The organism is Sphingosinithalassobacter sp. CS137 (assembly GCF_014334115.1).
Taxonomy (GTDB): Bacteria; Pseudomonadota; Alphaproteobacteria; order Sphingomonadales; family Sphingomonadaceae; genus Sphingomonas.
On sequence record NZ_CP060494.1, the window covers coordinates 1,094,273 to 1,119,736 of the forward strand.

The following is a 25,464-nucleotide window of genomic DNA, read 5'->3' on the forward strand; positions in this document are numbered from 1 at the left end:
TCACGCCGCCTCGCGTTCCCGGACGGTGCGGAACTCGATCTTCTTGTCGTAGGGCGCGCCGACGATCATCCGCTTCACATAGATGCCGGGCAGATGGATGCAGTCGGGATCGAGGCTGCCCACCGGCACGACTTCCTCCACTTCGGCGACGCAGATATTCGCCGCGGTCGCCATCGGCTGATTGAAGTTGCGCGCGGTCTTGCGGAAGACGAGATTGCCCGCCTCATCGGCCTTCCAGCCCTTGATGATCGACAGATCGGCGCGGATGCCGCGCTCGAGAATATACTCCTCAGGTCCATTCGGGCCGTCGAAGACCTTCACTTCCTTGCCCTCGGCCACTTTCGTGCCGACGCCGGTCTTGGTGTAGAAGCCGGGAATGCCCGCGCCGCCCGCGCGGCATCGCTCGGCGAGCGTGCCCTGGGGGCAGAATTCGACTTCGAGCTCGCCGGAGAGATACTGGCGCTCGAACTCCTTGTTCTCGCCGACGTAGGAGGAAATCATCTTCTTGACCTGGCGGCTGCGCAGCAGCTTGCCGAGGCCTTCATTGTCGATGCCCGCATTGTTGCTGGCGATCGTGAGATCCTTCACGCCCGCGGCCTGGATCGCATCGATCAGCCGCTCGGGGATGCCGCACAGGCCGAACCCGCCGGCGCAGAGCGCCATGCCGTCGAACAACAGTCCTTCAAGCGCGGCTTCGGCGTTCGGATAGAGCTTCTTCATGGCGCGAGTCTCTCCTTTGCCGCGGGCGATAAGCGCCGCGACACGTGCCGGTCAAGCGAAGGTGAACCGGCTTTCAGGTTTTGCACGATTGTTGCGCTGTGGCACAAGAGTCACACACCGCATTGTAATCGAACTGCCATATTGCACCTGCGAAACGGCGGACTATCTGAGCACTCGGATGGCCATCCGAAGCTAAGAACAAAACTCCACAGATAGGACAACGAATGCGAATTCTCGCAACGACGGCGCTCGCCCTGGTGGCGGCGACCGCAACCCCCGCTCTTGCCCAGGACGCGAGCTTCACCGGTCCGCGCGCCGAGATCGTCGCCGGCTGGGACCACGCAGGCGCCGAAGACGAAGGCCAGTCGGGCTTCGTCTATGGCGGCGCGCTGGGCTATGACCACCAGATCGGCCAGGCAGTGATCGGCGCCGAGACCGAGATCACCGGCGCGACCACCGAGGAACTGGGCGTGAGCGCGGGCCGCGATATCTTCGTCGGCGGCCGTATCGGCTTCGTCGTGGGCGGCGCCAACCTGGTCTATGGCAAGGCCGGCCTGACCAACGCGCGCGTCGAAGCCGACGGCCTGGGCGGCATCACCAGCGACGGCTATCGCCTTGGCGTCGGCGTCGAGCGCAGCTTCGGCAACTTCTTCGGCAAGGTCGAGTATCGCTACTCGCGCTACGAAGAGCTCGAGCTGAACCGCGACCAGGTGGTCGCCGGAGTCGGCTTCCGCTTCTGATCCGAAGCGAGCGACGAACAGGGGCCGCGCGGCACGGGCTGCGCGGCCCCTTTTTTTGCTCAGTCGCGGGGACCGTCGCCCAGCATCAGGCTCCGCTGCGGCACCGCGCCGCCATAGCTCTGCTCGGAAATCCGCGCGCCGGCCGCGCGCAGCGCCGCGCGACGATCGGCCGAGCGCACGCCGAAGATCGCCTGCTCGAACTTCATGCTGGCCGCGAACGCGGGCACCGCGCCGACGCGCGCGATCCAGCCGGCGGTACGCGGCCAGCACTCGGCGTCGATCGCATAGCCGACGAGCGCGGCATTCCTGAAGAAGCAGGCATAGGCGATGTCGGCGGTGCAGACATGGTCGAACAGGAACCCCTCGGCCGGGGCGCGCGCCTCGATCCAGTCCAGCGCCTCGGGCAGATCCCGTTCGATGGTCCGCGCGATCAGCGCCTCGTCGGGTTCGCGCTTCCAGACGGAAGGCACGACCGTGCGCTGGTAGAACAGCCGCCAGATGAGGAGATCGCCCAACCGACTGTCGGCGAACTCCTCCATCCAGCGTGCCCTCGCCCGATCCGCCGCGCCCTTGGGCATCAGCGGCGGATCGGGCCATCGCTCGTCGATATATTCGGCGATCACGGTCGAGTCGTTGAGCACCAGATCGCCGTCGATCAGCACCGGAATCCGCCGCAGCGGGCTTACCGCGGTGAAGGCGTCGGTGCCGTAGAAAGGCACGATCGGGTCGATCTCGACCTCGACGCCCTTGTGATCGAGCGCGACCAAAACCTTGCGGGCATAGGGCGAGACGTGATTGCCGATGATCAACATGCCCATGGGGGTTACGCCCGCGGCTTCGCTCGGTCTAGAGATGCGGCATGACCGCGAAACGAACCGGGGGCAGGATCCTCGTCGACAATCTGGTCGCGCAGGGCTGCGACCGCATCTTCCACGTACCCGGCGAGAGCTTCCTCGCAGTGCTCGACGCGCTGCACGATACGCCCGAGGTGGATCTCGTCACCTGTCGGCAGGAAGGCGGCGCGGCGTTCATGGCATGTGCCGACGGCACGATGACGCGGCAGCCGGGCGTATGCTTCGTGACGCGCGGGCCGGGCGCGACCAATGCGAGCATCGGCGTGCACGTCGCGACGCAGGATTCGATCCCGATGCTGCTCTTCGTCGGCGACGTCGATCGCGGCATGCGCGACCGCGAGGGCTTCCAGGAAGTCGATCTGGTCGCGATGTTCACGCCGCTCGCCAAGCTGGCGCTGCGCATCGACGACGCCGCACGTATCCCCGAATATGTCGCGCGCGCCTGGAACACGGCGGTGAGCGGGCGCCCGGGCCCGGTGGTGATCGCGCTGCCCGAAGACATGCTCTGCGACGTAGTGGAGGCAGTGGACCGCCCCAAGATCGAGCCGGTGCAGCAGCATGTGCTGCGCGAGGACGTGATCGAACCGCTCGAGGAGCTGATCGCCGGTGCCGCCGCCCCCATCGCCATCGTCGGCGGCGCGGGCTGGAACTGGCTGGCGGGGAAATATTTCGGCGACTGGGCGGCGGACCGGGGCATTCCCGTCGCCAGCGCGTTCCGGCGACAGGATGCGATCGACAATGACTCGCCGGTCTGGGCGGGCAATCTGGGCTATGGGCCCAATCCGAAGCTGGTCGACCGGATCAGGCGCGCGGATCTGCTGATCGTCGTCGGCGCCCGGCTCGGCGAAGCGACGACCGACGGCTATACGCTGATCACTCCGGACCACCCCGGGCAGCACCTGTTTCACGTCCACCCGGATCCGACCGAGCTCAACCGCGTCTATCGCGTCGAGGAATATTCGGCGGTCTGCGCGACGCCCTATCAGTTCTGCAAGGATCTGAACTGGTATGGCCCCATCCCCGAGACGCCGCGCCCGGAGGGAGCGGAAGCGCATGCGGAGTGGCTGGAATGGTCCACCCCGCAGCCGCGCGAGGGCGTGACGCTCGATCTCGGCCTATGCGTTCTGGCGATGCGCGAGCGCATTCCCGAAGCGATCATCTGCAACGGCGCGGGCAATTTCTCGGGCTGGTGGCACCGCTACTGGCGCTATGGCGGGCAGCCCTCGCAGCTCGCGCCCACCGCGGGCGCGATGGGCTATGGCGTGCCTGCAGCGGTTGCGGCGGCGCTGCGCCGGCACGATCGGCCGGTGGTGGCGGTCGCCGGCGACGGCGACTTTCTGATGAACGGACAGGAGCTGGCGACGGCGGTGCAGCACGGCGCCGACATGCTGGTGATCGTCGTCGACAATGGCGCCTATGGCACGATCCGCATGCACCAGGAGCGCGAATATCCGACGCGGCTGAGCGGGACGACGCTGCGCAATCCCGACTTCGCGGCGCTGGGCCGCGCCTATGGCGGCTGGGCGGCGACGGTGGAGCGGACCGAGGAATTCGGGCCGGCGCTTGACGAGGCGCTGGCTAGAAAAGGCGTGCGGCTGCTCCACCTCAAGACCGAAGTCGAGGCGATCACGCCGGCGACGACGATCTCCGCAATCCGCAGCCGCGGCTGAGCGCGCGCCCCGCGCTCCCGGAGCAAGTGGCTTGGACGCGCAAAGGGCCGCCCGCGCACTGCGCGAGCGGCCCCTTCGGCTGTGCCAGACAGCGACTTAGATGTCGTCGCCGAGCGCGCCTTTCACTTCGCCGCTGGCCTGCTGGCCCTTGCCCTTCATCTCCTGCGCCGCGCCTTCCTGGCGCGTTTCCGGGTTGTTGCTTTCCTGCTTCAGCTTGCCGGCTGCCTCGTTGGCATTGCCCTTGATCTTGTCGCCGAGTTCACCCATCAAATCATACTCCTGACTGCGGTCCGGCGCGGTGCGCCCGTTTTGATACCGTACGCAAAACCAACGGTTGCGAGCCGTTCGGAGTTCCGCGATGCCCGATCGGATTGCCGAACATTATGAACGGCACGCCCAACGTTTCGATCGGGCACGCCGACGCGCCTTTCCGGAACGAGAATGGCTCGACCGGTTCCTGCTGCCGCTGCCGCGCCACGCCCATGTCCTCGATCTGGGCTGTGGTGCGGGCGAGCCGGTCGCCCGCTATATGATCGATGCCGGGCACCAGCTGACCGGGGTGGACGTATCGGAGCGGATGATCGCGCTCGCGCGCACGCGCTTCCCGCGCCACCGCTGGCTGCGAACCGACATGCGCGCGGCGACGATGGACCGCGGATTCGACGGGGTGCTCGCGTGGGACAGCCTCTTTCACCTGCCGCCGAACGACCAGGCGGCGATGATCACGCGGATCGCAGGCTGGCTCGAGCCGGGCGGCGTATTCCTGTTCAATTCGGGGCCGGCGCGCAGCGAGTGCATCGGCAGCCAGTTCGGCGACGCGCTGTATCACGCGAGCCTCGCGCCAGAGGAGTATCGCGCGCTGTTCGATGAGACCGGGCTGCTGGAAATCGCCTATGCGCCCGAGGACGAGGCGAGCGGCGGGCGCAGCGTCTGGCTGACCCGCAAGGAGCGCTAGATCAGCCCCGAAAGCGGGCTCGACGGATCGGCATAGCGCCGCTTGCCCATCCGGCCGGCGCGATAGGCGAGCCGACCGCTCTCCACCGCAAGCTTCATCGCGCGTGCCATCGCCACCGGATCCTTCGCCTCGGCGATCGCGGTGTTCATCAGCACGCCGTCGCAGCCAAGCTCCATCGCCACCGCCGCGTCGCTCGCGGTGCCGACGCCGGCATCGACGAGCACCGGCACCTTCGCACCCTCGACGATCAGCCGGATCGTCACGCGATTCTGGATGCCCAGCCCCGATCCGATCGGCGCGCCGAGCGGCATGATCGCCACCGCGCCAGCCTCTTCGAGCTGCTTGGCGGCAATCGGATCGTCGACGCAATAGACCATCGGCTTGAACCCTTCGGCCACCAAAGTCTCGGTCGCCTTCAGCGTCTCGCGCATGTCGGGATAGAGCGTGCGCGCCTCGCCCAACACTTCGAGCTTCACCAGATCCCAGCCGCCCGCCTCACGCGCGAGGCGCAGCGTGCGCACCGCTTCGTCGGCAGTGAAGCAGCCGGCGGTGTTGGGAAGATAGGTGACCTTTTTCGGGTCGATATAGTCGGTGAGCATCGGCGCCTTGGGATCGCTGACGTTCACGCGACGGACGGCGACAGTGACGATTTCCGCGCCCGACGCCGCGAGCGCGGCGGCGTTCTGCTCGAAATCCTTGTACTTGCCGGTACCGATGATGAGCCGCGACCGGAAGGTCTTGCCGGCGACCATCCAGCTGTCGTCGTCCACCGGCCGGGCATGATCGCCGCCGCCGACGAAATGGACGATCTCGAGCTCGTCGCCGTCCTCGACTCGAACCTCGTGCAGCGTCGAACGCGGGACGACCTCGAGGTTGCGCTCGACCGCCACCTTCTCGGGCACCAGCCCCAGCTCGCGCGCGAGATCGGCGATCGTCATGCCCGCGGGGACGCGGCGATGCTCGCCGTTGACGTTGATGGTGACGGTGCCGTCCTTGTGCACGCTGTTCTTCTCCGTTCGTCCCGAGCGAAGCCGAGGGACGCGCCGCAAGTGAAACGTGTCTCGACTTCGCTCGACACGAACGGGTAGGAAACCCTTGCCCGCGATATAGGCCTGGCACGCCGCCCCGCAACCGAGAGCTCCGATGCCCGCGACCGTCTATGTCCTGAACGGCCCCAACCTCAACCTGCTCGGCCTGCGCGAGCCCGACATCTATGGCAGCGACACACTCGACGACATCGCCGGCATGCTCGAGGATCGTGCGCGCGACCTCGAGCTGGACATCGAAATGCGCCAGTCGAACCACGAGGGGCATCTGATCGACTGGATGCACGAAGCGCAGGCCCAGGATGCCAAGGCAGTGCTGCTCAACGCGGGCGCCTTCACCCACACGTCGGTCGCGCTGCACGATGCGATCCGATCGATCCGAACTCCGGTGATCGAAGTCCATCTTTCCAATCCCTTGGCGCGCGAAACCTTCCGCCACGAGAGCTTCGTCGGTCGTGCCGCGCGCGGAACCATCGCCGGGTTCGGCGCCTTATCCTATCTGCTGGCGCTTGAAGCCGCGGCGCGCTTCTGACAACAGGCGCGCTTTCGCGAAACTGAGAAGGGTCGCATGACCAAAGAACATGATCACGGCGGAATGCGCGTCGATATCGAGCTCGTTCGCCAGCTTGCCGCAGTCCTTGACGAAACGCAGCTCACCGAAGTCGAAGTGGAGGACGGCGAGCGCCGCGTGCGCGTCGCGCGCACCGTGACGGCCGCGCCCGCGATGCACTATGCGCCGCCCGCCCCGGCTCCCGCTGCGGCACCGGCGGCCGCGCCGGCCCCGGTCGAAACGGGATCGCCCGCGCCTGCGAGCCACGCCAACGCCGTGAAGTCGCCGATGGTGGGCACCGTGTATCTGGCCGCCGAACCGGGCGCCAAGCCGTTCGTCAGCGCGGGCCAGAAGGTGAATGCCGGCGACACGCTGCTGATCGTCGAAGCGATGAAGGTGATGAACCCGATCGTCGCCCCCTCCTCGGGAACGGTGAGCGCGGTGCTGGTCGAGAACGGCCAGCCGGTCGAGTTCGACCAGCCGCTCGTCGTCGTCGAGTAAGGCGATGCCGCAGATCAAGAAGCTGCTGATCGCCAATCGCGGCGAGATCGCGCTGCGCATCCACCGCGCCTGCCACGAAATGGGCATCAAGACAGTGGCGGTACACTCGACCGCCGACGCCGACGCGATGCACGTGCGGCTGGCCGACGAAGCGATCTGCATCGGCCCGCCGCCCGCCGGCGAAAGCTATCTCAACATCGCCAACATCATCTCGGCGGCGGAGATCAGCGGCGCCGACGCGATCCACCCGGGCTATGGCTTCCTTTCCGAAAATGCGCGCTTCGCCGAGATCGTCGAGGCGCACGGGCTGCTGTTCGTCGGCCCCAAGCCCGAGCATATCCGGACGATGGGCGACAAGATCGAGGCGAAGCGCACCGCGGGCGCGCTGGGCCTGCCGCTCGTCCCCGGCTCGGACGGTCCGATCAGCGACCTGGCGGAAGCCAAGGAGATCGCGAACCGCGCCGGCTATCCCGTCATCATCAAGGCGGCGTCGGGCGGCGGCGGACGCGGCATGAAGGTCTGCACGTCCGAGGACCAGCTCGAAACGCTGATGCAGCAGGCGGGCAGCGAGGCGAAGGCGGCGTTCGGCGACGCCACCGTCTACCTGGAAAAGTACCTCGGCAATCCGCGCCACATCGAGTTTCAGGTGTTCGGCGACGGCAACGGCAACGCGATCCATCTGGGCGAGCGCGACTGCTCGCTCCAGCGCCGCCACCAGAAAGTGCTCGAGGAAGCCCCCTCGCCCGTCATCAGCGCCGAGGAGCGCAGCCGGATGGGCGGCGTGGTCGCCAAGGCGATGGCCGACATGGGCTATCGCGGCGCGGGCACGATCGAGTTTCTGTGGGAAGCGGGCGAATTCTATTTCATCGAGATGAACACCCGCCTTCAGGTGGAGCATCCGGTGACCGAGATGATCACCGGGCTCGACCTGGTGCGCGAGCAGATCCGGGTCGCCGAAGGCGAGCCGCTGTCGGTGCGGCAGGACGAGATCGAATTCCGCGGCCATGCGATCGAATGCCGGATCAACGCCGAGGATCCGCGCAACTTCACGCCCTCGCCGGGCAAGATCACGCACTTTCATGCGCCCGGCGGGATGCACGTCCGCGTCGATAGCGGCATCTATTCGGGTTACAAGATCCCGCCCTATTACGACAGCATGATCGCCAAGCTGATCGTCTATGGCCGCACGCGCGAAGGCTGCCTGATGCGGCTGCGGCGCGCGCTGGAGGAATTCGTGGTGGAGGGGGTCAAGACGACCATTCCGCTCCACCAGGCGTTGCTCGACGATCCCGAATTCCAGTCGGGCGACTATACGATCAAGTGGCTGGAGGAGTGGCTCGCGCGCGATTCCGGCTGAACGGAAGATGGAGCGGCAACACGCATGTTCATCGGCCATTACGCTCCTGCGCTGATCGCCGCAACTCTCCCGCGCGCGCCGCGGCTCGGAACGCTGTTCGTGGCGGCCCAGCTCGTCGATATCGGCTTCTTCGCGCTGGTGCTCGCAGACGTCGAGCATCTGCGCGTGGAGCCGGGCATCACGGCGATGAACCCGCTCGACCTTTATCACATGCCCTGGACGCACAGCCTGATCGGCACGCTCGCCTGGGCGGCGGGGTTCGCGCTGATCGTGGGCCGAGTCGCGCGCGACAGGGCGGCAGGACTGATCGCGGGCGCGGTCGTGCTGTCGCACTGGCTGCTCGACCTGCTGGTCCATGCCCCCGATCTGACACTCTGGGGCGCACCGCCGCGACTGGGGCTGGGTCTCTGGAATCATCCGGCCATCGCCATCCCGCTCGAACTTGGGCTGACGCTGGGCGCGCTGCTCTGGTACGCGCACCGGACGGCAGCGCTCTCGCTTGGCGGCAAGCGGCTGCTGGTGGCGCTGGCCGCAGTACTGCTGGCCGTTCAGTTGCTCAACTGGTTCGGACCACCGCCTGCCGAAGTGGCCGTGGCGCTGCCGCTGACGGCGCTTGCGGCCTATCTGCTGTTCGCGGCGCTCGCCTGGGGCGTCGCCCGTAACCGGACGAGGAAGCCATGAAAGCAACCATCTATCACAATCCCCGTTGCTCCAAGTCGCGCGAGGCACTGGCGATCCTGAACGGCACGCCGGGCATCGAAGTGGATGTGGTCGAATATCTCAAGACCCCGCCGAGCACGGAGAAGCTGGCGAAGCTCTATGCGCGCGCCGGGCTGTCGCCCGCAGAGGGACTGCGCAAGGCCGAGGACGGCGCCAGGCCGCTCAAGGGCGCCGAGGATGCGGCGATTCTCGACGCGATGGCGGCGAATCCGATCCTGATCGAGCGCCCGCTGGTCGAAACCGAGAAAGGCGTGCGGCTGGGTCGGCCGCCGGAGCGCATCCGCGAGATTCTGTGACGCTTCCCGCGACGGCGCTTCATTCCATCGCGTGGGTGACGTCCTGCTGAAGCCCGTAGAAATCGCAGCCTGCACATTGCGTGGGAGCTTTCCCCGCGCCGTCTGGTTTCACATGCGTTACGTGCGCCGCGGGTCGGCACACCCTAGCCAAGCGGGGGAAGGATGCGTCAAAACCAAGCCGTGAACGATTCGCCTGACCAGATGCTCGAGCTCGGCCGCAACTGCTGGCGGATGAGCACCGCCACGAAGGCGACGGTGATCGTCGATGCGGACAATTATTTCCGCGCGGCGCGATCGGCGATGCTGCAGGCCAAGCGCCAGATCCTGCTGATCGGCTGGGATTTCGATGCGCGCATCCCGCTTACCCACGATCCCGACGACCATCCCGAAGCGCCGGCCAAGGTCGGCGAATTCCTGTCGTGGCTGGTGCAGCAGAAGCCCGAGCTCGACATCTTCATCCTGCGCTGGGACGTGGGCGCGCTGGGCATGTTCGTGCACGGGCGGACGTTGGCGCGGCTGTTCCGCTGGACCGTCGACCGCAAGATCCATCCCAAGCTCGACCATTTTCATCCCCCCGGCGGATCGCATCACCAGAAGATCGTGGTGGTCGACGATTGCCTCGCCTTCTGCGGCGGGATCGACATGACGCGCGACCGCTGGGACACGCGCGGGCATCGCGACGACGAGCCCGAGCGCGTACGCCCGAACGGCACGCCGCACGGGCCGTGGCACGACGCGACCACGGCGCTGCAGGGGCCGGTGGCGCGCGATCTGGGGCATTTGTGCCGCGAGCGGTGGCGCCATGCCGGGGGCAAGCCGATCGCGGCGCCCGAGCCGGCGGAGGAATGCTGGCCCGAAGGCCTCGAGGTCGGCTTCACCGACGCGACGGTGGCGATTTCGCGCACCCATCCGACGATGACCGGCGAAGAGCCGGTGCGCGAGATCGAGCAGCTCTACCTCGATCTGATCGCCCGGGCGAAGAAATGGATCTATGCCGAGAGCCAGTATTTCGCCTCGCGGAAGATCGCCGAGACGATCGTGCGGCGGCTGCAGGAGCCCGACGGGCCCGAGATCGTGGTGCTCAATCCGGTGAGCGCGGCCGGCTGGCTCGAGCCGATCGCGATGGACACGGCGCGCGCCCGGCTGATCGAAACGATCCGCCGCTGCGATACGCACGGCCGCTTCCGCCTCTATCATCCGTACACCGCCGGCGGGCAGCCGATCTATGTCCACGCCAAGGTGACGGTGATCGACGATTGCGTGCTGCGCGTGGGATCATCGAACTTCAACAATCGCTCGATGCGGCTCGACACCGAATGCGACGTGACGATCGACGCGGGACTGCCCGGCAATGCGGACGAAGAGGCGACGATCGCCGGCATCCGCAACGGCCTTTTGGGCGAGCATCTCGACGTGTCGCCGGACCTGATCGCCGAGCGGCTCGAGGAAACCGGTTCGCTGATCGCGACGATCGAATCGCTGCGCGACACGCGCGACAAGACGCTGCGACTGTACGAGACGCCCGACCTGAACGGAGTCGAGGAATGGCTCGCCGACAACGAGATCCTCGATCCCGAAGGGCCCGAAGAGGAATTCGAGCCGCTGTGCAATCGCGGGCTGCTGCGTCGGCTCGATCCCGCGCGCGACGCGGTTTCCTCACGCCCGCCCTGGCAGATCGTGGCAGGCGCGACCGCGCTGGGAGCCGCCGTCGCCGCGGGCGCCTGGACGCTGGCGCGGCGACGCTGAAGCCGCGCGCGACGCGGCAGTCCTCTAGCCTCCCGCCCCCGCCCCGGCTAAAGCGCGCGGCATGACCGAGATCACGCCCGAAACCGTCGCCGAACACGGCCTATCACCCGAGGAATATGCGCGCGTGCTCGCCGCCATGGGGCGCGAGCCGAACCTGACCGAACTCGGCATCTTCTCGGTCATGTGGTCCGAGCATTGCTCGTACAAGTCGAGCCGCATCCATTTGAAGAAGCTGCCGACCGAGGGGCCGCAGGTGATCTGCGGGCCGGGCGAGAATGCGGGCGTGGTCGACATCGGCGACGGCCAGGCGGCGATCTTCAAGATGGAGAGCCACAACCACCCGAGCTACATCGAGCCCTATCAGGGCGCGGCGACCGGCGTGGGCGGCATCCTGCGCGACGTGTTCACCATGGGCGCGCGGCCGATCGCCAACCTCAATGCGCTGCGCTTCGGCCGACCCGACCATCCCAAGATGCGGCACCTGATCTCGGGCGTGGTCCACGGCATCGGCGGCTATGGCAATTGCGTCGGCGTGCCGACCGTGGGCGGCGAAGTGAATTTCCACCCGGCCTATGACGGCAACATCCTGGTCAACGCGATGACCGTAGGCATCGCCGACACCGACAAGATCTTCTATTCGGCCGCCTCGGGCGTGGGCAATCCGATCGTCTATGTGGGCTCCAAGACCGGGCGCGACGGCATTCATGGCGCGACCATGGCCTCGGCCGATTTCGGCGAGGACAGCGAGGAGAAGCGCCCCACGGTGCAGGTCGGCGATCCGTTCACCGAGAAGCTGCTGATCGAGGCGTGCCTCGAGCTGATGGCGTCCGACGCGATCGTCGCGATCCAGGATATGGGCGCGGCGGGCCTCACTTCCTCCTCGGTCGAGATGGCGTCGAAGGGCGGCGTCGGCATCGAGCTGATCATGGACGACGTGCCCCAGCGCGAAGAAGGCATGACGCCCTATGAGATGATGCTCAGCGAATCGCAGGAGCGGATGCTGATGGTGCTCAAGCCGGGCCGCGAGGCCGAGGCCGAGGCGATCTTCCGCAAATGGGAACTCGACTTCGCGGTGATCGGCCGCGTCACCGACACCGGCCGCATGATCCTGAAGTGGAAGGGCGATACCGTCGCCGACATTCCGCTCGCGCCGCTGGCGGACGAAGCGCCGCTCTATGACCGGTCGCACAGCGTACCCGCCTCGCCTGCGCCGCTCGGCGACGTGCCGGAGAGCCAAGATATCGCCGCCGATCTGGTGAAGCTGATGGGATCGCCCGATCTCGCCAGCCGGCGCTGGATCTGGGAGCAGTACGACCATATGGTCGGCGCGGACACCGTGCAGCGCCCCGGCGGCGATGCGGCGGTCGTGCGCGTCCACGGCACCGAAAAGGCGCTGGCGATGACGACCGACTGCACACCGCGCTATTGCTACGCCGATCCGGTGGAGGGCGGCCGCCAGGCCATCGCCGAGGCGTGGCGAAACCTTTCGGCCGTGGGCGCGACTCCGCTCGCCGTCACCAACTGCCTCAACTTCGCGAACCCGCAGCGGCCCGAGATCATGGGCCAGTTCGTCGGCTGCCTCGAAGGAATGGGCGACGCCTGCCGCGCGCTCGATTTCCCGATCGTGAGCGGCAATGTGAGCCTCTACAACGAATCCAAGGCGACCGGCGGCGGATCGGCGATCCTGCCCACCCCCGCGATCGGCGCGATCGGCCTGCTCAAGGACTGGCGCAAGAGCTGCACGATCGGCTTCAAGGGCACCGGCGACGCGATCGTCGTGATCGGCGACCGGATGGGCCATCTGGGGCAGTCGCTGTGGCTGCGCGAGATCCACGGCCGCGAGGAAGGGCCGCCGCCGCCGGTCGATCTGGCCGCCGAGCGGCGCGCGGGCGATTTCGTGCGGCTGGCGATCACCAACGGCTGGCTGAGCGCGGTTCATGACGTGTCCGACGGCGGGCTGGCCGTCGCAGTGGCGGAAATGGCGCTCGCGTCCGGGATCGGCGCGCTCGTCAACGAGCCGCAGCCGTTCGGCATCGCCGGCAGCTTCTTCGGCGAGGACCAGGGCGTCTATGTCGCCACCGTCGACGATTCGGCCTGCGCCGAGCTGATGGCGGCGGCGGAGAAGGCCGATGTGGTCGTCGACCTGCTGGGCCGCACGATCCGCGACCGGCTGGTGTTCGAGCTGGAGGAAGGCGACTGGGTGGTGCCGCTCGAAACGCTCCGTACTGCGCACGAGGGCTTTTTCCCCAAGCTGATGCAAGGCGAAATCGTCAGCTGAGCGTGGCGCGGCCGGCGCTTGCCGGACTTGAACCCGGCGCCCGACCGGTTATGCCGGTGGCCCCAGTCAGCAGACCGAGGCGATCGCGATCATGACGGCAGCTCCTTCCGGCACCCCGCTTGCACAGAAGCTGGGGATCGTGCGCGGCATGCGCGTGTGGTTCCACGACATGCCCGCCGACATCCGCGCCGCACTGGAACCCGACGCGATCGGCGCCGAGGAACAGGCGGCTGCTTCGGATGGGCTGCAATGCGCCGTCCTGTTCGTCACCGAGCGCGCGCGGCTCGAGCGGCAGCTGAAGGCGGTCGCCCCGCTTCTCCAGTCGAAGGGTTTCGTCTGGGCGGCCTGGCCGCGCGCAGCGGGCGCCGAACTCGACGAAGATGCCGTGCGCGACGTCGCGCGACCGCTGGGCCTGACCGAGACGCAGTCCTGCACGATCAACGGTGACTGGAACGCGCTGAAATTCGTGCTGCAGCGGGCACTCGGCTGATCGACGTCATCGCTCGGCGCCGCAGGATCGTTTAGGAAGCCGCCAATGCAGGAACATGAGATGCTTCCCTGGCAGCACGCGCCCGAGCGGAGCGACGCCGACCGCGCAAGCCATGCACAGGCATTCTACGAAATGATGCGCACGCGGCGCAGCTGCCGCGCCTTCAGCAAGCGGCCGGTGCCCCGCGACGTGATCGAAGTCGCGATCCGCACGGCGGGAACCGCGCCCAGCGGCGCCAACCATCAGCCCTGGCACTTCGCCGCGATCTCGTGCCCGGAAACCAAGGCGACGATCCGAGTCGCGGCCGAGGAGGAAGAGCGCCAATTCTATTCGGGGCGCGCAGGCAATCATTGGCTGCAGGCGCTGCGACCGCTCGGCACCGATGCGCAGAAACCGTATCTGGAGGACGCGCCCTGGCTGATCGTGGCGTTCGCGCAGCGCCGCGGCGGCCCCGTGCCGGGTGACGACCTGCAGAATTACTACGTCATGGAAAGCGTCGGCATCGCCTGCGGGCTGCTGCTCGCGACGTTGCACCAGGCGGGGCTGGCGACGCTGACGCACACGCCCAATCCGATGCGCTTTCTCAATCGTGTGTGCGCCCGCCCGGACCAGGAGAAGCCCGTGATGATCATCGTCGCCGGCCATGCCGCGGCCGATGCCACAGTGCCCGCCCATGCCCTGCGCAAGAAGCCGCTCGAGCAGATCACCAGCTGGATCTGAACGCACTGGCCATTCCGCTTTCCCTGGTGTAGCAGTAATGCAACACAGGGGGATCTACATCATGGCAACCACCGCGCCGCCGCTGCGCCGCATCCAGTCGCTCGACGTGGTTCGCGGCGTCGCCGTGATGGGCATTCTGACGATGAACATCGTCGCCTTCTCGATGCCGATGGCAGCCTATATGAACCCCGCCGCTTTCGGGGGAACGACCGGTGCGGACCTGTGGGCCTATCTGATCAATTTCGTCCTCTTCGACGGAAAGATGCGGGGGCTTTTCTCCTTCCTGTTCGGCGCATCGACTCTGCTGGTGATCGAGCGCGCGACGGCGCGCGAGGTGAACCCGGCCCGCGTGCATTATTCGCGCATGTTCTGGCTGCTGCTGTTCGGGCTGGCGCACCTGTACCTGCTCTGGTGGGGCGACATCCTGGCGCTCTACGCGCTGGTCGGGCTGCTGCTCTGGTTCTTCCGCAAGCTGCGGGTGAGCCGGCTGATCATCGTCGGCGTGCTGCTGCTGCTGGTGCAATGCCTGATCGTCGCCCTGATCCCGCTTTCGGTCCAGGGATATAAATCCGGCGCGTTCACCGGAGGCGACATGGCGGCCGCCGCCGAGGGCCTCCGGGCATTGCGCGAAGGGTTCGGCGTCCCCCCCGCCGACGCTATCAACGAACAACTCGCGCTCTATCGCGGCAGCTATGGTGCGATCCTCGCGAACCGATTCGAACTCTTCGCGCTCGGCCCGATCAACGCGCTGTTCGTGATGGGCGCGGAGACGCTGGCCTATATGCTGTTCGGCATGGCGGCATTCAAAACCGGCATGCTTTCGGGGGCCTGGGCCCGCTCGAGCTATTGGAAATGGGTGGCGATCGGCTTCGGCATCGGTATTCCCGCCTATGCCATGCTCGGCTGGTACATGGTCGATCAGGATTTCAGCATGTTCTCGGTCACGGTCGCCGTGATGGCGCTTCCGACGCTGTTCCGGCCGGTCATGATCCTGGGCTGGGCGGCGCTGATCATCCTGCTGATGCGCGACGGCTGGCTGACGCAGCGGATCGCCGCCGCCGGCCGGATGGCATTCACCAACTATCTGATGACCACGATCCTCTGCACCACCTTCTTCTACGGCTATGGCCTGGGCTGGTTCGGCTATCTCTCGCGCGCCGAGATCTACGTCGTCGTCGCGGTCGTCTGGCTGCTGATGCTGCTGTGGTCGAAGCCGTGGCTCGAGCGGTTTCGCTATGGCCCCTTCGAATGGCTGTGGCGCTCGCTGTCGCGCGCGCGGCTCCAGCCGCTCCGCGGAAGCGCGCTCCGCCACGATCCGGCCGCCGGACGCGTTGCGAGCGCGACGCAATAGACGTTGCGAATCACTCTCATTAGCCCTACAAAGGCGAAAGAGAGTGTGAGGGTGCAATGGTCGTCTGCGTTTGCAATGCAATACGGGAAAATGACGTGCGCGAGGCTGCGCGCAGCGGCGCGACCAGCGCCTGCCAGGCCTATCGTGCGCTCGGCCGCCAGGCCAAGTGCGGCCAGTGCGTCCCGTTCGCGCGCGAGATCATCGCCTCGGAACGTGCTGCTGCGTAGCGTTCGCAGCAGCGAAAAACGGCGGATTTCCTAGGTTTTCACCCTGTCCATCTGCGCTCGAAGCGCGTAGAGTCCCGTCCGTGTTTCGCATTGGACAAGGGACCGGACGATGAAGGGTGACGCGAAGGTCATCGACTATCTGAACGAGGCGCTCAAGAACGAGCTGACCGCGATCAACCAATATTGGCTGCATTATCGGCTGCTCGACAATTGGGGCGTGCGGCGGCTGGCCGAGCTCGAGCGCCACGAATCGATCGACGAGATGAAGCACGCCGACAAGCTGGCGGAGCGCATCCTGTTCCTCGACGGGCTACCCAATTTCCAGCTGCTCGGCCGGCTGCGCATCGGCGAAAATGTCGAGGAGGTCCTCAAGGCCGATCTGGCGCTGGAGATGGAAGCGCTGCCGCTTCTGAAGGACGCGATCGAGCATTGCGAGCAGGTGCGCGACTATGTGAGCCGCGAGCTGTTCGTCGAAATCCTCGAAAGCGAGGAAGAGCATGTCGATACGCTCGAACGGCAGTTCGACATGATCGAGCGCATGGGCCTGCAGAATTATATCCAGCTCAACAGCAAGGCCGAGGGCGACGACGACTGAGAGCGGCGCCGCGCCCCTTCCCGCCCGGCGGCGGCTTCAGCAGCCGCCGGTGACTGTCGGACGCCGCCCGAATGCAGCGCGGCGCTCCACCAGCGGAGTTGCTTCCCGCTCCAGAAGCGCAAGCGTGGCTTCGAACAACGGGCGCAGCCGGACGACATGTTCCAGCGCGTCGCTCGGCGTCTCATGCCGTTCGACGCAGGTGCGCGCGGTGACCTCGATTTCCTCGGCAAGATCCGCCAGCGGCTCGGCGCCGAACTGATAGGCTTCGCCCTTCAGCGTGTGCGCGGGAATCACCATTGCCGTCGCGCTTTGCGCGCGCATCGCCTCTTCGATCTGCGTAACCGACCTGATGCCGTCCTCACGAAAATAGCCGAGGATCCGCACGAAATTGGCTCCCAGTTCCGCCCGCGCCTGCGAAAAGGAGTCCCAGTTCACCAGCGATCCCTGATCCGGCGTGACGGCCATGAGTACAGCTCCGCATCTCTTTCGGTCGGTCAGCAATAGTCGGGGCCGGTAAACGGATGGTTGCTTCAGGCGCCGCGCTCGACGCGAAACCTGCCGGCTTCGGCCGTCTCGAGACGTGCGCCCGCCGCGCGTGCCACGCGCTCCAGCTCGGCGGCGGCGGCGGGATCGTCGGCCAGAACCTCGATCGGTCCGCCGCCGCGCTCGCGCAGTGCCTTGGCCAAACGGATCGCCGGCCAGGGGCAGCGCATGCCGCGCGCGTCGACCAGCGTCATTCGCGATCGCGGTCGAACGGGTTCTTCGGCGCGCGCAGCGTCAGCCGGACCGGCACCGCGCCGAAATCGAATTCGCGGCGCAGGCCGTTCACCAGATAGCGGCGATAGCTTTCGGGCAGCAGATCGACGCGCGTGCCGAACAGCACGAAGCTGGGCGGCCGCGTCTTCACCTGAGTGACATAGCGCGGTTTGATCCGCTTGCCGCCCGGCGCGGGAGGCGGATTGGCTTCGAGCGCGCGTTCGAACCAGCGGTTGAGCGCGCCGGTCGATACGCGGCGGCTCCACGCCTCGCGCGTTTCGAACGCCACCTTCATCAGCGTGTCGAGGCCCTTGCCGTTATAGGCCGAGACAGTGAGCAGCGGCACGCCGCGGGCCTGCGCCAGCCCCTCCTCGAGCGCTGCCTTGATGCCGTTGAACAGCCGGCTCTGGTCCTGCGCGACGTCCCATTTGTTGATCGCGAGGATCAGCGCGCGTCCTTCCTGGAGCACATTGTCGGCGATCTTCAGATCCTGCACTTCGAGGCCCTTGGTCGCATCGAGCAGCAGCACCACCACTTCGGCGAAATCGATCGCGCGCAGCGCATCGGCGACCGAGAGCTTCTCCAGCTTGTCCTGCACCCGAGCGCGCTTGCGCATCCCGGCGGTGTCGATCAGCCGGACGCGGCGCGGTTCGCCCTCCGGATCGGGCCACAGCCAGTCGATCGCGATCGAATCGCGCGTGATCCCCGCCTCGGGCCCGGTGATCAGCCGATCCTGCCCCAGCAGCTTGTTGATGAGCGTGGACTTGCCCGCGTTCGGCCGGCCGACGATTGCCAGCTTGAGCGGGGCATCGGGAGCGTCGGGATCCTCCTCGGCCTCGCCTTCGGGCTTTTCCACAAAGGGCAGGAGCGCCTCGAACAGATCGACGACGCCTTCGCCATGTTCCGCAGAGAACAGGATCGGATCGCCGAACCCCAGCGCCATCGCCTCGATCGCCCCGGCTTCGCCGGCACGCCCTTCGGCCTTGTTGGCGACGAGAACGACCGGAGTATCGGCGCTGCGCAGCCAGCGGGCGATCTCCTCGTCGAGCGGCGTCAGGCCGGCGCGGGCATCGACCAGGAACAGCGCGACATCGGCCTCGCGCACCGCGGCCTCGGTCTGCGCGCGCATCCGGCCCGGCAGGCTGACGGGGTCCTCATCCTCATAGCCGGCAGTGTCGATGACGCGGAATTCGAGGCCGAGCAGATGCGCATCGCCTTCGCGCCGGTCGCGCGTGACGCCCGGGCGGTCGTCGACCAGCGCGAGCCGTTTGCCGACCAGCCGGTTGAATAACGTCGACTTGCCGACATTGGGTCGGCCGATGATTGCTACGGTGGGTTGGGGCACTTGATCTCTTCCGATGCGATCCCGCGCCCCGCCGCCTCCTTCTCCCGATCGGAGAAGAGGCTCAGCGATACGCGAGGAGCCGGCCGTTGTCGGCGAGCACGTACAGCATGTTGTTGGCGACGACCGGCGGAAGCGTGAACTCCTGATCGGTTTCGATGGTGGACTGGATGCTGCCGTCGGCAGGCGAGACCGAGACGATCTGGCCGAGCGTGTTGACCAGCACCAGTCGACCGCCGGCGAGGACCGGACCGGTCCAGTTCACCGCACCCTTGGCGTCGTCCTCGTCGCGCCAGCGGCGCAGCTGCTCGATCCAGCGAATCCGGCCGCTGCCGCGCGAGATCGCGACAAGCCGCGCATCGTCGGTGACGACGAAGATCCACTCCCCCACGACCCACGGGGTCGAGATGCCGGCGACATTCTGTTCCCACAGGCGACGGCCGCTGCCGATCTCGATCGCGACCATGCGGCCGCCCTGACCAACCGCATAGACGCGGCCCTGATCGATCACCGGCTCGGCGTCGATATCCGAAAGCGACGAGACCGACGTGGAAATGCTCGTCCGCGAGAGGGTGTCGTTCCACAGCGACAGGCCATTTTCGTAACGATAGGCGTTGAGCTCGCCCGACGAGAAGCCGGCGATCACCGTGCCCTGCGCCGCGGCGGGCGCAGCCGAGCCGAAGACGCCTTGCGATTCGATGCTGGCCGTTTCGGTCCACACCACTTCGCCGGTCTGCTGGTTGAGCGCGAAGAGCTGATTGTCCTGCGAGACGACATAGACGTTGCCGTTCGCCACGGTCGGCGCGCCGCGCAGCGGGCCGCCGGGTCGGACGCGCCAGACGAGATTGCCCGTCGCCGCATCGAGCGCGACCACGTCGCCAAGGCCGTTGGTGGCATAGACGCGCCCCGATTCGACGCTGGCGCCGCCGCCGAAGCGGGCACGGCGATTGGCTTCGCCCTCGGCGGTCTGCGTGGTCCAGAGCGATGCACCCGTGTCTGCCGCGAAGGCATGGACCTGCCCTTCGACACCGACGGCGAACAGCCGGTTTTCGGCCACTACCGGCGCGGCAGCGAGCCGTGCGCGCGTCGATCCACCCGGGATGCGGGCTTCCCAAGCGCGCGAGAGATTCTGTCCGAGCGCAAGATGCCCCATCGATTTCGAGGCATTGCCGCCCGGCTGGCTCCAGCCGCTGTTCGCGACCGCCGCCGGCAGCAGCACATCGACATTCGCGAGCGTCGGATCTGCCGTGACGTCATTTTCAGCGACCAGAATCGGAACCCGCTGGCCGACGATCGGCGTGTTGCGATCGCCACCCTTGAAGATGCCGCACCCGCCAAGCGCGCCCAGCGCGGCAATGGCGAGAGTCACGCGCGCGAGCTGTTTCATTGGTTGCTGGCTTCCTCGGTCTGTTCGTTCGTTGCTTCGCTCGATTCGGTGCTCTCGCCGTCGAGCGTCTCGCTGGTATCCACGCCGAGCACCCCGGCGATTTGCACGGCGCGCTGGCGGACACTGCTCGGCACCGATTCGGTGCGCGCGATCTGGCCATAGAGCTCGCCAGCCTCCTGGCGCTTGCCCTGCTTCAGATAGGCGGCGGCGACCATTTCGCCGGCAGTGCCGAAGAAGGGGCTGTCCGGATTGGCGAGCGGCCCCAGCCGCTCGATCACCGCAGCCGGCTCCATCTGCTCATATTCGGCGAGCGTCTGGCGCACGAGCGCCAGATTGCGAAACGGTTCGGGCAGCGATTCGTCGTTCGCGATCGCGCCGAACGTGGCGGCGGCTTCGGCCAGATTGTCGTTGGCGAGCGCGATATTGGCCTCGGAGAAGCGCGACATCGCGGCATAGCCGGCGCGATCGCTCTCGCTCAGCTCGATAAAGACCGCCTGCGCGCTGTCGACCTTGTCCTCGGCAAGGTCGTGCAGCGCAGTGTCGAACCGTTCGCCCTGCAGCTCGGCGGAGCGGGTGTCGCGATGGCTCAGATAGAGCCACAGCGCGAGGCCGAGCAGCACCACTACGACGCCGGCTACGAGCCAGCGGCCCCAGCGCCGCCAGAATCGCATCAGCTGGTCGCGCCGGTACTCCTCGTCGACTTCACGAAGGAAGGCCTGATTTTCCGGGGGTGGCGTCGCCAAGAACTACTCCATCGGTCAGTCGCGGCCGCGGACCTTAGCGGTGCCGCGGCGCATGCGAAAGCCGCTCCCTAACCGCTCAGTCGCGCGGCGCATAGACTTGTTCCGCGCCCGGAAAGGACCGTGCGCGAACGTCGGCGGCATAGGTGGCGACCGCGGCGGAAATGCGGCCGGCCATGTCGTCGAATTTCTTCACGAATCGCGGCGTCCGCTCGAACAGGCCGAGCATGTCCTCGGTGACGAGAACCTGGCCGTCGCATTCGGCCGAGGCGCCGATGCCGATCACCGGGCAGCCGACTTCGCCGGTGATGGTGCGCGCCAGCGGCTCCACGACACCCTCCACCACCACCGCAAAGGCGCCGGCCTGATCCACCGCACGGGCATCGGAGATGATCTTGTCGTGCTCGGCATTGCTGCGCCCGCGCGCGCCATAGCCGCCGAGCGCGTTCACTGCCTGCGGCGTCAGGCCGACATGACCCATCACCGGAATGCCGCGCGCCGAAAGGAAGGCGATCGTCTCGGCCATTGCCTCGCCGCCTTCCAGCTTCACGCCGGCGGCTCCGGTTTCCGCCATGACGCGCGAGGCCGAGCGGAATGCCGCCTCCGGGCTCTCCTCATAGCTGCCGAACGGCATGTCGACGATCACCACCGAATGGTAGCTGCCGCGCACCACCGCTGCGCCATGCGCACACATCATGTCGAGCGTGACCGGCAGCGTCGACGGGAGGCCGTAGATCACCTGCCCCAGGCTGTCGCCGACGAGCAGCAGGTCGCAGTGCGGGTCGAGCAGCTGCGCCATGCGCGTGGTGTAGGCCGTCAGCATGACGATCGGCTCGCCGCCCTTGCGCTTCTGAATGGCGGGCACGGTAAGCCGCTTCATCGGCGCAGGCGTGGGATTGGCGCGGCTGGTGGCAGTGTCGAGCGTGTAGGTGGACATGCCGGGTGCATAGCGCCGCCCGCACAGCCCCGCCAGCAAACTCCAGCGCCGTGTACGCCACGTTTGACTCGATGTTATATTTCTTTTACATCGTGCCGAATACACTTTGCATGGAGGCAGGAATGGCGTTCAGGGAGAAGGTGCTGTGGGTTTCGGCCGCGGCGCTGCTGCTGGTGTGGGGCAGCTATTTCGGCGATCTGATCGCCGGGCTGCTCGCGCGGCGTATCGATGCCGAGGCGAGCTTCGGCGGATTCATCCGCTCGGTCGTGCTGGTGGTGGTGATCCATGTCGTCGCGAGCATCGTGCTGGCGATCGCCAGCCCCAGGGAGGCGAATGCGGCGCCCGACGCGCGCGAGCGCGAGATCAACCTGAGCGCCTATCGCCCCGCCTATCTGGTGGTGGCGATGCTCATCACGCTGGCGATGCTGGCAACGCCGGTGCTGGTGCACGCAGCCCCGGCGATCCTGGAAGGCGCCGAGCCAGGGATGATCGTGGCAGTCGTGATCGGCAATTCGATGCTGCTGGCGCTCGTCGCGGGGAACTGGTCCACGCGGCCTGGCAGATCGCTCGCTATCGCCGGGAGAGCTGAGGTGGACCGCACGGCAGACCTGCCCTTTCGCGAGAAGGAAGCCTGGATCACCCTCGCCGCGATGGCGACCGCTTACGGCGGCTATTTCTGGATGGTCCACACGGCGGCCCCGGGCACCGAAGACTCGCTGCGCTTCGTACTGTGGTTCGCGATCGCCACCGTAGCGCGTGTCGCGATCCAGTTCGGCGGTCGCTGGGTCGCCGCGACCGCAACCCCCCTCGATGCGCGCGCACCCGCCGACGAGCGCGACCGGCGCATCGCGCAGCGCGGAATGGCGGCAGCCTATGGCACGCTGCTCGTCGCGATGATCCTGGTGGCGGTCGTGATGCCGCTCAGCGGATCGGCCGGCTGGGAAGTCGCCAACGCCGCTCTGTTCGGGATCGTCCTCGCCGAAACGGTGAGCTGCGCCGTCGTCATCGCCGGATATCGGGGCGCATGGAATGGCTAAGGTTCCGATCTCGAACGACATCCGGACCTTGCGCTTTCTCTCCGGCGAAATGACCCAGGCGGAGCTCGGCGAGAAGATCGGGATGACGCGCCAGACGGTCGCCGCGATCGAGGCCGGCAAATATTCGCCGAGCCTGGAAGCGGCATTCCGCATCGCCCAGGTGTTCGGCAAGCCGCTCGAGGAAGTGTTTCGCTGGGAGGAATGAGCCGCGGCTCCGGCCGCGCTCAGCCCCTCTCCTTTCCGTAGAGATTCATCGCGATCGAGATGCGATCGCCGCTGCCGCTGTGCGGACGCACGCCATGACGCAGCCACGCGGGGAAGAGGACGAGATCGCCCGGCTGGGTGCGCAGCCGCCGCTCGACCGGCTGCGGCTTGCCGTCCAGCCCGACCATGCGGAAGCCGGGAAAGGTCATGAACGGCACCGGAAAGCGCGGATCCTCGAAATAGAGTTCGCCGCCCACATCCTCGCCCGGCGCTCCCCCGGTCGCGACATAATAGACCGCGGCCCACAGCACGCCCGGATGCGCATGGCTCATGTTGACGGCACCGGCGGGCGAGACATTCGCCCACATCCGCACCGACCAGTCGATGCTGTCAGCATCGCGCTGATCGAAATGGGAGAGCCGCTTCGCCGTGCGGATCGCCATTTCCGCGAGCTTCGTCGCGGCGGGGCCGCCCCAATCGAGCATGTCGGTGTTCGAATGCCAGCCGCCCACGTTCGAACGGTTCAGCCCGTCCGCATCCTGCGCCCGGCGCTGCCGGATCACCGCCTCGAGCGCTTCGGTGAGCGCCTCGGAGCCCGCGAGCCTGCCATGCAGAACAGGCGTTTCGAACAGGCCGATCTGCTCCGCGCGGACGCGGATCGAATCGAAACCGGGATTGGAGGCGTCGGTCATGCGCGCGCGGTTACGCGGCTGAAGTCAGCAAATCCAGCCATGCCTGCGCGCATAATCGGCGAACCAGATCTCGCCCCCCGCAACCGCGATCAGCAGGAGCGGGACCAGCAGAGTCGACCAGCCGAACTGGGGCACCACCGGCGTACCCAGAAGCAGATAGGCCGACTGAACGAGCAGAAAGGCGAGCGAGGCGAGAAACAACAGTCGCGCAAGCGCCGAACGCGTCATGAGCGCGATTCCGCCGAGCAGCGCGCTGCCCGCGGTGCAGGCATAGACGATACCGAACCACGTCGGCAGCGCATCGGAAAACGGATCGGCGGGCGCGGGAAACAGGATCGCGCCATAGGCGGCGTACAGCAGGAAGGCGAACACGCCCAGCAGCCCCCACAATGTCGCTGCCAACCCCGTCAGCCAAAACCAGCGCGGCGGGCGCTGCCGGATATATGCTGCCATGCGTTTCTCCCCCGGTGGATCCTCGGCTAGCCGGAGGATTCCTAACCTATTTAGGACGAATCAGCCATGGCGTGGGGGTTTGGCGCGAATCAGCGCAACGCCGCTGCGTACCGGTCCGCCGCGAAGCCGACCAGCAACCCCCCCGGATACTCCACCACCGGCCGCTTCACCATCGACGGCTGCGCCAGCATCAGCGCCATTGCCTTGTCCGAGTCGAGGTCTTGCTTCTCCGCGTCCGACAGTTTCCGGAAGGTCGTGCCCGAACGGTTGAGGAGCGCTTCCCAGCCGACCGCCTCGACCCAATGCGCGAGCCGAGCCGGATCGAGCCCCTGCGTCTTGAAGTCGTGGAAGTCATGGGCGACGCCGTTCGCATCGAGCCACGCCCGTGCCTTCTTCACCGTGTCGCAGTTGCGGATGCCGTAGAGCGTCGTCGTCATACCGTGCCGCTCAGCGGAAGACGCAGCTTGTGCCCGCCCAGAGGTCGGTGATCTTGCCATCGGGTTCGGGCGAGGTCAGCAGACCCGACATCGCGCCGGCAGTGAACTCGTGCCCGAGCGTGCTTTCCTCGACCATCTCGACCGCATAGGCGTTCTCGAGCTGTGCGCGAGTCGAGCCCAGGCCGATGCCGCTGGTGGTGGTGATGCTGCCCTGCTGGACGCCATCGAGGCTCCAGCCGACGAAATTGCCGTCCATGATGTTGAAGGTGAGCCCGCCTTCGAACTCGACCATCGTCATCGGCCCCGCGCCGCATTCGGCCATCTCGGCTTCGCCCTCGGGCGCGCCGAGCGCCGCACGTGCCGCATCGACCGCTTCGTCGCGCGGACGGCCGAAAGTGATCTGGCGCGCCGAGCCGCTGTTCACGTCGATCAGCGAAATGCCGTCGGGAGCGATGTTCAGCGCCGGCGGCTGGCGCCGGTCGACCATCGTCAGATTGCTGGAAGCCGCCGTTGGCTCGGCCACGGTCGCGCCGCCGTTGCTATCGACCGTGGTCTCGACGGTGTCGGACCCACCTTCCTGACAGCCGCCGGCCAGAACCGCGACTGCGAACGCCACCAACAACTTTCCACGCAGCATCGTCTACCCCCCCTCGTCGTGCCCTC

General features: G+C 67.0%; 31 protein-coding genes. 17 read left to right on the plus strand and 14 right to left on the minus strand.

All coding sequences use genetic code 11. The features are described 5' to 3' along the window. Positions 1-720: a CoA transferase subunit A gene (locus H7V21_RS05210; RefSeq protein ID WP_188055799.1), complete on the minus strand. Its 720-nt coding sequence runs from the start codon at positions 718-720 to the stop codon at positions 1-3. A gap of 224 nt (positions 721-944) precedes the next feature. Between H7V21_RS05210 and H7V21_RS05215 the strand changes: the two genes are divergently transcribed. Further along, positions 945-1,460, plus strand: coding sequence for an outer membrane protein (locus H7V21_RS05215; RefSeq protein ID WP_188055800.1), 516 nt, complete (start codon positions 945-947; stop codon positions 1,458-1,460). A 59-nt stretch (positions 1,461-1,519) separates the two neighbouring features. On the opposite strand, the gene H7V21_RS05220 is transcribed toward H7V21_RS05215, so the two are convergent. Next, positions 1,520-2,278: a glutathione S-transferase family protein gene (locus H7V21_RS05220; RefSeq protein WP_223177049.1), complete on the minus strand. Its 759-nt coding sequence runs from the start codon at positions 2,276-2,278 to the stop codon at positions 1,520-1,522. Positions 2,279-2,319: 41 nt separating this feature from the next. On the opposite strand from H7V21_RS05220, the gene H7V21_RS05225 reads away from it, so the two are divergent. Continuing rightward, entirely contained in the window at positions 2,320-3,984 is a 1,665-nt protein-coding gene (locus H7V21_RS05225; protein WP_188055801.1) for a thiamine pyrophosphate-binding protein, read from the plus strand. 96 nt (positions 3,985-4,080) lie between these two features. On the opposite strand, the gene H7V21_RS05230 is transcribed toward H7V21_RS05225, so the two are convergent. Beyond that, positions 4,081-4,251, minus strand: a complete 171-nt coding sequence (locus H7V21_RS05230; RefSeq protein WP_188055802.1) for a CsbD family protein — start codon at positions 4,249-4,251, stop codon at positions 4,081-4,083. A gap of 91 nt (positions 4,252-4,342) precedes the next feature. On the opposite strand from H7V21_RS05230, the gene H7V21_RS05235 reads away from it, so the two are divergent. Then, a complete protein-coding gene (locus H7V21_RS05235) occupies positions 4,343-4,939 on the plus strand; it encodes a class I SAM-dependent methyltransferase (protein ID WP_188055803.1) in 597 nt (198 codons plus the stop codon). Here the strand turns inward: H7V21_RS05235 and thiS are convergent. Further along, on the minus strand, positions 4,936-5,940 hold the full coding sequence (gene thiS / locus H7V21_RS05240) for a sulfur carrier protein ThiS (RefSeq protein WP_188055804.1): 1,005 nt from the start codon (positions 5,938-5,940) through the stop codon (positions 4,936-4,938). The genes H7V21_RS05235 and thiS overlap by 4 nt on opposite strands. Before the next feature lie 142 nt (positions 5,941-6,082). Here thiS and aroQ point away from each other — a divergent pair, with 142 nt between their 5' ends. The 12 genes from aroQ to bfr all read left to right on the plus strand — a co-directional run bounded on the left by aroQ (position 6,083) and on the right by bfr (position 16,816). Beyond that, on the plus strand, positions 6,083-6,517 hold the full coding sequence (gene aroQ / locus H7V21_RS05245; RefSeq protein WP_188055805.1) for a type II 3-dehydroquinate dehydratase: 435 nt from the start codon (positions 6,083-6,085) through the stop codon (positions 6,515-6,517). A 36-nt stretch (positions 6,518-6,553) separates the two neighbouring features. Continuing rightward, positions 6,554-7,036: an acetyl-CoA carboxylase biotin carboxyl carrier protein gene (accB, locus tag H7V21_RS05250; protein ID WP_188055806.1), complete on the plus strand. Its 483-nt coding sequence runs from the start codon at positions 6,554-6,556 to the stop codon at positions 7,034-7,036. 4 nt (positions 7,037-7,040) lie between these two features. After that, positions 7,041-8,393, plus strand: a complete 1,353-nt coding sequence (gene accC, locus H7V21_RS05255) for an acetyl-CoA carboxylase biotin carboxylase subunit (protein WP_188055807.1) — start codon at positions 7,041-7,043, stop codon at positions 8,391-8,393. A gap of 24 nt (positions 8,394-8,417) precedes the next feature. Further along, positions 8,418-9,074, plus strand: a complete 657-nt coding sequence (locus tag H7V21_RS05260; protein ID WP_188055808.1) for a hypothetical protein — start codon at positions 8,418-8,420, stop codon at positions 9,072-9,074. Further along, positions 9,071-9,409 carry an arsenate reductase family protein gene (locus tag H7V21_RS05265; RefSeq protein WP_188055809.1) on the plus strand — a complete coding sequence of 113 codons (339 nt, stop codon included), beginning with the start codon at positions 9,071-9,073 and terminating at the stop codon, positions 9,407-9,409. The genes H7V21_RS05260 and H7V21_RS05265 overlap by 4 nt, the downstream gene beginning before the upstream one ends. Positions 9,410-9,610: 201 nt before the next feature. Then, positions 9,611-11,155, plus strand: coding sequence for a phospholipase D-like domain-containing protein (locus H7V21_RS05270; protein WP_188056375.1), 1,545 nt, complete (start codon positions 9,611-9,613; stop codon positions 11,153-11,155). A gap of 61 nt (positions 11,156-11,216) precedes the next feature. Then, entirely contained in the window at positions 11,217-13,433 is a 2,217-nt protein-coding gene (gene purL, locus H7V21_RS05275; RefSeq protein WP_188055810.1) for a phosphoribosylformylglycinamidine synthase subunit PurL, read from the plus strand. Between the two features lie 91 nt (positions 13,434-13,524). Beyond that, complete coding sequence (locus tag H7V21_RS05280; protein ID WP_188055811.1) at positions 13,525-13,923, plus strand: DUF3052 family protein; 399 nt, start codon at positions 13,525-13,527, stop codon at positions 13,921-13,923. A 45-nt stretch (positions 13,924-13,968) separates the two neighbouring features. Next, positions 13,969-14,643 carry a nitroreductase family protein gene (locus tag H7V21_RS05285; RefSeq protein ID WP_188055812.1) on the plus strand — a complete coding sequence of 225 codons (675 nt, stop codon included), beginning with the start codon at positions 13,969-13,971 and terminating at the stop codon, positions 14,641-14,643. Positions 14,644-14,704: 61 nt separating this feature from the next. Continuing rightward, positions 14,705-15,994: a DUF418 domain-containing protein gene (locus tag H7V21_RS05290; RefSeq protein WP_188055813.1), complete on the plus strand. Its 1,290-nt coding sequence runs from the start codon at positions 14,705-14,707 to the stop codon at positions 15,992-15,994. Positions 15,995-16,050: 56 nt separating this feature from the next. Beyond that, positions 16,051-16,221, plus strand: a complete 171-nt coding sequence (locus H7V21_RS05295; protein ID WP_188055814.1) for a bacterioferritin-associated ferredoxin — start codon at positions 16,051-16,053, stop codon at positions 16,219-16,221. A gap of 109 nt (positions 16,222-16,330) precedes the next feature. Next, positions 16,331-16,816, plus strand: coding sequence for a bacterioferritin (gene bfr / locus H7V21_RS05300; protein WP_188055815.1), 486 nt, complete (start codon positions 16,331-16,333; stop codon positions 16,814-16,816). A 36-nt stretch (positions 16,817-16,852) separates the two neighbouring features. Here bfr and H7V21_RS05305 read toward each other — a convergent pair whose 3' ends face one another. The 6 genes from H7V21_RS05305 to panB form a co-directional block, all read right to left on the minus strand. Beyond that, positions 16,853-17,281: an Hpt domain-containing protein gene (locus H7V21_RS05305; protein ID WP_188055816.1), complete on the minus strand. Its 429-nt coding sequence runs from the start codon at positions 17,279-17,281 to the stop codon at positions 16,853-16,855. Positions 17,282-17,346: 65 nt separating this feature from the next. Then, positions 17,347-17,553, minus strand: coding sequence for a sulfurtransferase TusA family protein (locus tag H7V21_RS05310; RefSeq protein ID WP_188055817.1), 207 nt, complete (start codon positions 17,551-17,553; stop codon positions 17,347-17,349). Continuing rightward, entirely contained in the window at positions 17,550-18,917 is a 1,368-nt protein-coding gene (gene der, locus H7V21_RS05315; RefSeq protein WP_188055818.1) for a ribosome biogenesis GTPase Der, read from the minus strand. The genes H7V21_RS05310 and der overlap by 4 nt, the downstream gene beginning before the upstream one ends. Positions 18,918-18,978: 61 nt before the next feature. Beyond that, complete coding sequence (locus H7V21_RS05320; protein WP_188055819.1) at positions 18,979-20,301, minus strand: PQQ-binding-like beta-propeller repeat protein; 1,323 nt, start codon at positions 20,299-20,301, stop codon at positions 18,979-18,981. Next, complete coding sequence (locus H7V21_RS05325; protein WP_262504017.1) at positions 20,298-21,044, minus strand: tetratricopeptide repeat protein; 747 nt, start codon at positions 21,042-21,044, stop codon at positions 20,298-20,300. The genes H7V21_RS05320 and H7V21_RS05325 overlap by 4 nt, the downstream gene beginning before the upstream one ends. A gap of 76 nt (positions 21,045-21,120) precedes the next feature. Continuing rightward, entirely contained in the window at positions 21,121-21,978 is an 858-nt protein-coding gene (gene panB / locus H7V21_RS05330; RefSeq protein ID WP_188055820.1) for a 3-methyl-2-oxobutanoate hydroxymethyltransferase, read from the minus strand. A gap of 122 nt (positions 21,979-22,100) precedes the next feature. Here panB and H7V21_RS05335 point away from each other — a divergent pair, with 122 nt between their 5' ends. Beyond that, a complete protein-coding gene (locus tag H7V21_RS05335) occupies positions 22,101-23,015 on the plus strand; it encodes a hypothetical protein (RefSeq protein WP_188055821.1) in 915 nt (304 codons plus the stop codon). After that, a complete protein-coding gene (locus tag H7V21_RS05340) occupies positions 23,008-23,220 on the plus strand; it encodes a helix-turn-helix transcriptional regulator (RefSeq protein WP_188055822.1) in 213 nt (70 codons plus the stop codon). The genes H7V21_RS05335 and H7V21_RS05340 overlap by 8 nt, the downstream gene beginning before the upstream one ends. Positions 23,221-23,239: 19 nt before the next feature. Here H7V21_RS05340 and H7V21_RS05345 read toward each other — a convergent pair whose 3' ends face one another. From H7V21_RS05345 to H7V21_RS05360, 4 genes are all read right to left on the minus strand, one after another. Continuing rightward, positions 23,240-23,911 carry a TIGR02466 family protein gene (locus tag H7V21_RS05345; protein WP_188055823.1) on the minus strand — a complete coding sequence of 224 codons (672 nt, stop codon included), beginning with the start codon at positions 23,909-23,911 and terminating at the stop codon, positions 23,240-23,242. Between the two features lie 24 nt (positions 23,912-23,935). Continuing rightward, positions 23,936-24,364 carry a hypothetical protein gene (locus H7V21_RS05350; RefSeq protein ID WP_188055824.1) on the minus strand — a complete coding sequence of 143 codons (429 nt, stop codon included), beginning with the start codon at positions 24,362-24,364 and terminating at the stop codon, positions 23,936-23,938. Between the two features lie 89 nt (positions 24,365-24,453). Continuing rightward, positions 24,454-24,801, minus strand: coding sequence for an ArsC family reductase (locus H7V21_RS05355; protein ID WP_188055825.1), 348 nt, complete (start codon positions 24,799-24,801; stop codon positions 24,454-24,456). A gap of 10 nt (positions 24,802-24,811) precedes the next feature. Continuing rightward, positions 24,812-25,438, minus strand: a complete 627-nt coding sequence (locus H7V21_RS05360; RefSeq protein ID WP_188055826.1) for a hypothetical protein — start codon at positions 25,436-25,438, stop codon at positions 24,812-24,814. Positions 25,439-25,464 lie beyond the last annotated feature (26 nt).